Here is a 5,942-nt window from a genome sequence, read left to right as displayed (position 1 = left end):
GGGCTCACTCAGATCGAGACGCTGACCGGCTCGCGCGGCAATCAGCCGGTGGATGGCATCGTGCTGTTCGGCGCGGTGATGCTGATTTTCGGCGGGCTCGCGACGGCGATCACCCACCGTTACCGGCTGACCTCGCTTCTGATGCTCTCGGTAGTGGGGCTGTTCGTGGCGCTGACCTTCGCGCGCTTCTCGGCGCCGGATCTGGCGCTGACCCAGCTGTCGGTGGAAGTGGTCACCATGATCCTCCTGATGCTGGCGCTGTTCTTTTTGCCCCAGAAGACACCGCCTGAATCGAGCGGCAAGCGCAACCTGCGCGATGTCTTCCTGGCTGGCGGCGTGGGTCTGGTCGTCGCCAGCCTCAACTACGCGGTGATGACCCGCGAAACGCTGTCGATCTCTCAGTTCTTCATGGAGAACAGCATCCCCGGCGGCGGCGGCCACAACGTGGTCAACGTCATCCTGGTGGATTTCCGTGGCTTCGATACGCTCGGCGAGATCACCGTGCTGGCCCTGGCCGGGCTTGCCATCTTCAAGCTTCTGAACCGGCTGCGGCTGTTCATTCCGCATAGCGACAGCGAAGGCCGCGTGTGGTCGCCGGATCGCTACCCGGCGATTCTGACCTCGATATCGCTGGCGCTGCTGCCGCTGGCGCTGCTGGTCTCGGCGTTCATCTTCCTGCGCGGGCACAACGAACCCGGCGGCGGCTTCATCGCCTGGCTGATCACCGCCGTGGCCCTGATCCTTCTCTACATGGCGCGGGGCGTCGAATGGGCTCAAAGCCGACTGGACTTTCCCTTCCAGCCGGTGGCCGTGGTGGGCGTGGCCGTCGCCACGCTGACCGGGCTCGGCAGCTGGCTCTTCGGTCATCCGTTTCTCACCTCGGCGTTCGGCTACTTCAGCCTGCCGGTGGTCGGCAAGTTCGAGCTGGCCACGGCCCTGCTGTTCGATCTCGGGGTATATCTCGCCGTGGTCGGCGCCACGCTGATGATTCTGGCCAACCTGGGCAAGGTGACCACCGCCCACCGTCCGGTGGCGGATGCCCCCAAGGACGACCCCAACGCCCCGGCACCGAACAAGGAGACTCCCTGACATGGAAACCCTCTACGCAGTGACCACCGGCGTGCTCAGCGCCTGCGGGCTCTATCTCACGCTTCGAGGACGCACCTTCTCGGTGGTAGTGGGGCTGACGCTTCTCTCCTACGCGGTGAACCTGTTTTTGTTCTCGATGGGCGGACTCACCACCGACGGCGCGGCGGTCATCCACGACGATGGCCATGGCGTCTACGCCGACCCCTTGCCCCAGGCGCTGGTGCTCACCGCCATCGTCATCGGCTTTGCCATGACGGCGTTCGTGGTGATCCTGGCCATGCGTGCGCGAAGCGAGCTGGGCAATGACCAGGTCGACGGCAAGAAGGAAGACCGCGAATGATGCAACATCTCGTCGTTTTTCCCATCGTGGTGCCGTTGGTCGCGGGCATCATTCTGCTCTACCAGCGCCAGGGGCTGGTGCGCTTCAAACGCGCGGTGAGCGTGGTGGCCACGCTGCTGAGCCTGGCGGCCGCCATCGCGCTGATCAGTCGCGCCGCCGAGGGCGAGATCCTCTACTACGCGCTGGGCGACTGGCAGCCGCCCTTCGGCATCGTGCTGGTGCTGGATCGCCTCTCCGCCCTGATGCTGCTGATCACCGCCGTGCTCGCCCTGGGCGCGGTGGTGTTCGCCTGCGCCGGCGACGATGAAAAGGGCAGCAACTTCCACGGGCTTTTCCAGTGGCAGCTCCTGGGCATCAACGGCGCCTTTCTGACCGGTGACCTGTTCAACCTGTTCGTGTTCTTCGAGGTGCTGCTGCTCGCCTCCTATGCGCTCTTGCTGCACGGCGGCGGCAAGGCGCGCATCCAGTCCGGCGTCTACTACGTGGTGCTCAACCTGGCGGGGTCATCGCTGTTTCTGATCGCGGCAGGCATCCTGTATGGCGCGACCGGCACGCTCAACATGGCGGACATGGCGATTCGCGTGGCGGAGCTTCCCGCCGAGCGCCAGGGGCTGGTGACCGCCGGCGGCTTGATCCTGCTGGTAGTGTTCGGGCTGAAATCGGCGATGCTGCCGCTCTACTTCTGGCTGCCGCGGGCCTACGCTGCCGCCCCGGCACCGGTGGCAGCGCTGTTCGCGATCATGACCAAGGTGGGTATCTACGCCATCCTGCGCGTCTATCTACTGATCTTCGGTGAAAGCGCCGGAGCGCTTGCCGCCCTCGAGCAGGCCTTTGTGTGGTGGCTCGGTCTTGCCACGCTCGCCGCTTCGGCGGTGGGCATTCTCGCCTCGCGCGACCTTCGCCAGCTCATCGCCTACCTGGTGCTGCTGTCGGTGGGTACGCTTCTGGCAAGCGCCGGCATGCGCAGCGAATCGGCCGCTTCGGCGCTGCTCTACTACCTGATCCACACGACCCTGATCACCGGCGGGCTCTTCCTGCTGGCGGAGATGATTGGTGCCCAGCGCGGCAAGGCGGGTACGCGCCTGGTCAAGGCGCGGCCACTGGTGCAGGGCAAGGCGCTGGGGCTTGCGTTCTTCATCGGCGCCGTGGCCGTGGTGGGCGTGCCGCCGCTCTCCGGGGCGCTGGGCAAGGCGCTGGTGCTCAACTCGGCCGACGACGTGCAGCGGCTGTGGCTCTGGCCGACGCTGTTGATCGCGAGCCTCGCTTCGCTGATTGCGCTTTCCCGGGCCGGGTCGACGCTTTTCTGGCGCAGCCACTACGGCAGCCCCGGCGGCGCGGCACTTTCAAGGTGTCAGTGGTTCGGCGTGGTGTGGCTGTTGAGCGCCGCCCCGCTGCTGGTGGCCTTCGCCCAGCCGGTGAGCAGCTACACCCAGGCGACCGCCGAGCAGCTCGCTCATCCCGAGCGCCTGACCGATACCCTTCTCTCCAACGCGCGAGGTAGCTTATGATCACGCCGCGTCGCTGGCTGCCCACGCCAGTCCTGTCGCTTCTGCTGCTGTTCGTGTGGCTTTTGATGGCGCGCAGCTACGCCCCGGGACAGATACTGCTCGGCGGGGTGCTGGCGATCATCATTCCGCTGGTCACCTTCCGCTTCTGGGACACCAAGCTGCGCATCAAGAAGCCCTGGGTGCTGGTGCGCTTCATCCTGCGCGTGCTCAAGGACATCGTGGTGGCCAACTTCGAGGTGGCGCGCCTGGTGGCCAACCCATGGAAGCGCTTGAAGCCGCACTTCATCGAGTACCCCTTGATGCTCGAGGAGCGCTTCACCATCACACTGCTGGCCAGCACCATCAGCCTGACCCCGGGCACGGTATCGGCCAACCTGCGCCTCGATGGCAAGTCGCTTCTGATCCACGCGCTGGACGTGGAGGACGAACAGGCACTGATCGAGGAGATTCGCGAGCGCTACGAACGTCCCCTCAAGGAGATCTACGAATGCTGAGCGTGGCTCTTTATCTCACCCTCACGCTGGTGGTACTGGCGCTTTTGATGAACCTGTTCCGGCTGATCGTGGGGCCGGATCTGCCCGACCGGGTACTGGCGCTGGACACCATGTACGTCAACTCCATCGCGCTGATCGTGCTGCTGGGGCTATGGCTCGACAGCAAGACCTACTTCGAGTCGGCGCTGCTGATCGCCATGCTCGGTTTCATCAGTACGGTGGCGGTGTGCAAGTACATCCTGCGGGGAGACATCATCGAATGACATCCACGACCCAGCGCCAAGGAGGCCGCCCATGCCCTTTCTAGTCGAGGCTCTCATCTCGCTCATGCTGCTCACCGGCGGCGTGTTCGTGTTCATCGGATCACTGGGCATGGCTCACCTGCGTGATTTCTTCATGCGCCTGCACGGCCCCACCAAGGCCTCCACGCTGGGCATCGGCTGCATGCTGATCGCCTCGATGGGCTACTTCTGGAGCATGGATGGTCATATCGACATCCAGGAGCTCTTGATCACGCTGTTTCTGTTCATCACCGCGCCGGTCAGCGCTCACCTGCTGGCCAAGTCCGGCCTGCACCTGCGCGTGAGGCACGCCCAGAAGACCGGCGGCGTGCCCTTCGAGCTGCGCGACGAGGAGGTCGGCAAGAAGCCGGTGCCGCACCCGGACAAGGGCCACGGCTGAGCCCTCGAGAACGCAAAAGCGGCGCCAGGAGCGCCGCTTTTGCGTCAGGATGGCTGTAGACGTTCAGCCTTCGAGCTCGGCCTCGGCGTGGCCCAGCAGGTAGAGCACCCCGTCGAGCCCCACTGTCGAGAGCGCCTGGCGCGCCTCGGCGCGCACCAAGGGCTTGGCGCGAAACGCAACGCCGAGCCCCGCCCGGGCGAGCATCTTGAGGTCGTTCGCACCGTCGCCCACCGCCACGGTCTGGGCAAGTGACAAGCCCTCGCGATCGGCGATCTCGGCCAATAGCGTCGCCTTGCGCTCGGCATCGACGATCGGGTCACACGTCTCACCGGTGACGCGCCCTTCGCTGATCACCAGCTCGTTGGCGTGCACCTCGTCGAACCCGAGGCGCCGCTGCAGCGCCTGGGCGAAGTAGGTGAAACCGCCGGACAGGATCGCGGTGCGATAGCCCAGGCGCTTCAGGTTCTTCATCAGCCGCGGGGCACCATCCATCAGCACGAGTTCGGAGGCGATGCCTTCGAGTACCGACTCATCGAGCCCTTCGAGTTTCGCCATGCGCTCGCGAAAGCTCGCCTTGAAATCGAGCTCGCCGCGCATGGCACGCTCGGTCACCTCCATCACCTCATCGCCCACGCCATGGCGCTTGGCGAGCTCGTCGATCACTTCCGCCTTGATCAGGGTCGAATCCATGTCGAAGCAGACCAGCCGGTAGGCGCGCTCGTCGGTGTCCTGGATCACGATGTCCACGGGATGGGCCTCGCCGATGGCGAGCGCGGCGTGGCGAAGCGCCTCCCAGGGGCAGCTCTCGCCGCCTTGCGCGTCGCAGGCCACCCTGTATTCGATGACGTCGAGCGCAGCACCTTGGGCGGTATCCGCCAGACGCTCGAACCCCTGCTCGCGCAGGTTGAACTGCACCATCAAGGCGCCGAGCTCGGACTCGATGGCGGGCGTCAGCCGCGGCGCCAGGACGGTCATCAGTTTCTCGCTACGTGCCATGCCCTACTCTCCTGCCTCAAGCCGATCCACCTTCTGGAAACCCCGCGGGAGCTTGCTGCCTCGCCGCCCGCGTTCGCCGCGGTAGTATGCCAGATCGGCAGCCTTCAGGGTGAGCTTGCGCTTGCCGGCATGAACGATGAGTTCGCCATGCTCCCCGAGCACCGTCATGTCGCGCACGAACTCCTCGCGCCGCGCCGCTCTCGGCCCGGGAATGTCGAGCATCTTGATGCCCTTGCCTTTGCTCATTTGCGGCAGCTCGCTTGCCGGGAAGAGCAACAGCCGCCCTTCGTTGGAGACCAGCGCCACCCACAGCGCCTCGCCCTCCGGCACCGCCACCGGGGCCATCACGCTGCACCCCTTGGGCAGGCTCAGCACCGCCTTGCCGGCCTTGTTCTTGCCGGTGAGATCACCAAGCGTTGCCAGAAAGCCGTAGCCGCCGTCGCTTGCCAGCACGAACCGCTGGGCCGGCGGGGCGAGCATGAGACCGGTCATCTGGGCACCGGCGGTGACGTTGACCCGCCCGGTGATCGGCTCGCCCTGGCCGCGGGCGCTGGGCAGGTTATGGGCGGAGAGCGTGTAGGCACGCCCGGTATCGTCCAGAAGCACCAGCGGGTGGTTGGTCTTGCCGCGCCCGGCGAGCAGGAAACGGTCGCCGGCCTTGAAGGAGAGCCCGGCGGGATCGATGTCGTGGCCCTTGGCGGCGCGAATCCAGCCCTTCTCGGAAACCACCACGGTGATCGGGTCGGCGCCCAGAAGTTCGACCTCGGAAAGCGCCTTCGCCTCGGCTCGCTCGACCAGCGTCGATCGGCGGGCGTCGCCGTGCTCCTTGCCGGC

Annotated in this window: 8 protein-coding genes; 6 read left to right on the top strand and 2 right to left on the bottom strand. The window is 65.8% G+C overall.

The features are described 5' to 3' along the window. The 6 genes from mbhE to BIS11_RS09330 all read left to right on the top strand — a co-directional run. Positions 1 to 1,089 (top strand): hydrogen gas-evolving membrane-bound hydrogenase subunit E (mbhE, locus tag BIS11_RS09355; RefSeq protein WP_253585962.1); only part of this gene is annotated, 1,089 nt, incomplete at its 5' end. Between the two features lies 1 nt (position 1,090). Next, positions 1,091 to 1,429 (top strand): Na+/H+ antiporter subunit C, encoded by a 339-nt coding sequence (locus BIS11_RS09350; protein WP_253419775.1) that lies wholly within the window; start codon positions 1,091 to 1,093, stop codon positions 1,427 to 1,429. Continuing rightward, positions 1,426 to 2,937 carry a monovalent cation/H+ antiporter subunit D gene (locus BIS11_RS09345; RefSeq protein ID WP_253419778.1) on the top strand — a complete coding sequence of 504 codons (1,512 nt, stop codon included), beginning with the start codon at positions 1,426 to 1,428 and terminating at the stop codon, positions 2,935 to 2,937. The genes BIS11_RS09350 and BIS11_RS09345 overlap by 4 nt, the downstream gene beginning before the upstream one ends. Beyond that, the gene (locus BIS11_RS09340; protein ID WP_253419781.1) at positions 2,934 to 3,431 is read left to right on the top strand and encodes a Na+/H+ antiporter subunit E; all 498 of its coding nucleotides are present in this window, start codon (positions 2,934 to 2,936) and stop codon (positions 3,429 to 3,431) included. The genes BIS11_RS09345 and BIS11_RS09340 overlap by 4 nt, the downstream gene beginning before the upstream one ends. Continuing rightward, the gene (locus BIS11_RS09335; protein ID WP_227390302.1) at positions 3,425 to 3,694 is read left to right on the top strand and encodes a K+/H+ antiporter subunit F; all 270 of its coding nucleotides are present in this window, start codon (positions 3,425 to 3,427) and stop codon (positions 3,692 to 3,694) included. The genes BIS11_RS09340 and BIS11_RS09335 overlap by 7 nt, the downstream gene beginning before the upstream one ends. A gap of 31 nt (positions 3,695 to 3,725) precedes the next feature. Then, on the top strand, positions 3,726 to 4,112 hold the full coding sequence (locus BIS11_RS09330; protein WP_253419784.1) for a Na+/H+ antiporter subunit G: 387 nt from the start codon (positions 3,726 to 3,728) through the stop codon (positions 4,110 to 4,112). Between the two features lie 63 nt (positions 4,113 to 4,175). On the opposite strand, the gene serB is transcribed toward BIS11_RS09330, so the two are convergent. Both serB and BIS11_RS09320 read right to left on the bottom strand, forming a co-directional pair. After that, complete coding sequence (gene serB / locus BIS11_RS09325; RefSeq protein WP_253419787.1) at positions 4,176 to 5,108, bottom strand: phosphoserine phosphatase SerB; 933 nt, start codon at positions 5,106 to 5,108, stop codon at positions 4,176 to 4,178. 3 nt (positions 5,109 to 5,111) lie between these two features. Beyond that, positions 5,112 to 5,942, bottom strand: an 831-nt coding sequence (locus tag BIS11_RS09320) for a DNA gyrase C-terminal beta-propeller domain-containing protein (RefSeq protein WP_301286432.1), incomplete at its 5' end; no start/stop codon positions are given.

The sequence above is a fragment of the Halomonas sp. 707D4 genome (assembly GCF_024158685.1).
GTDB lineage: Bacteria > Pseudomonadota > Gammaproteobacteria > Pseudomonadales > Halomonadaceae > Vreelandella.
Note: the sequence above shows the minus strand (reverse complement) of the source record. Positions and strands in the feature narration are given on the sequence as shown.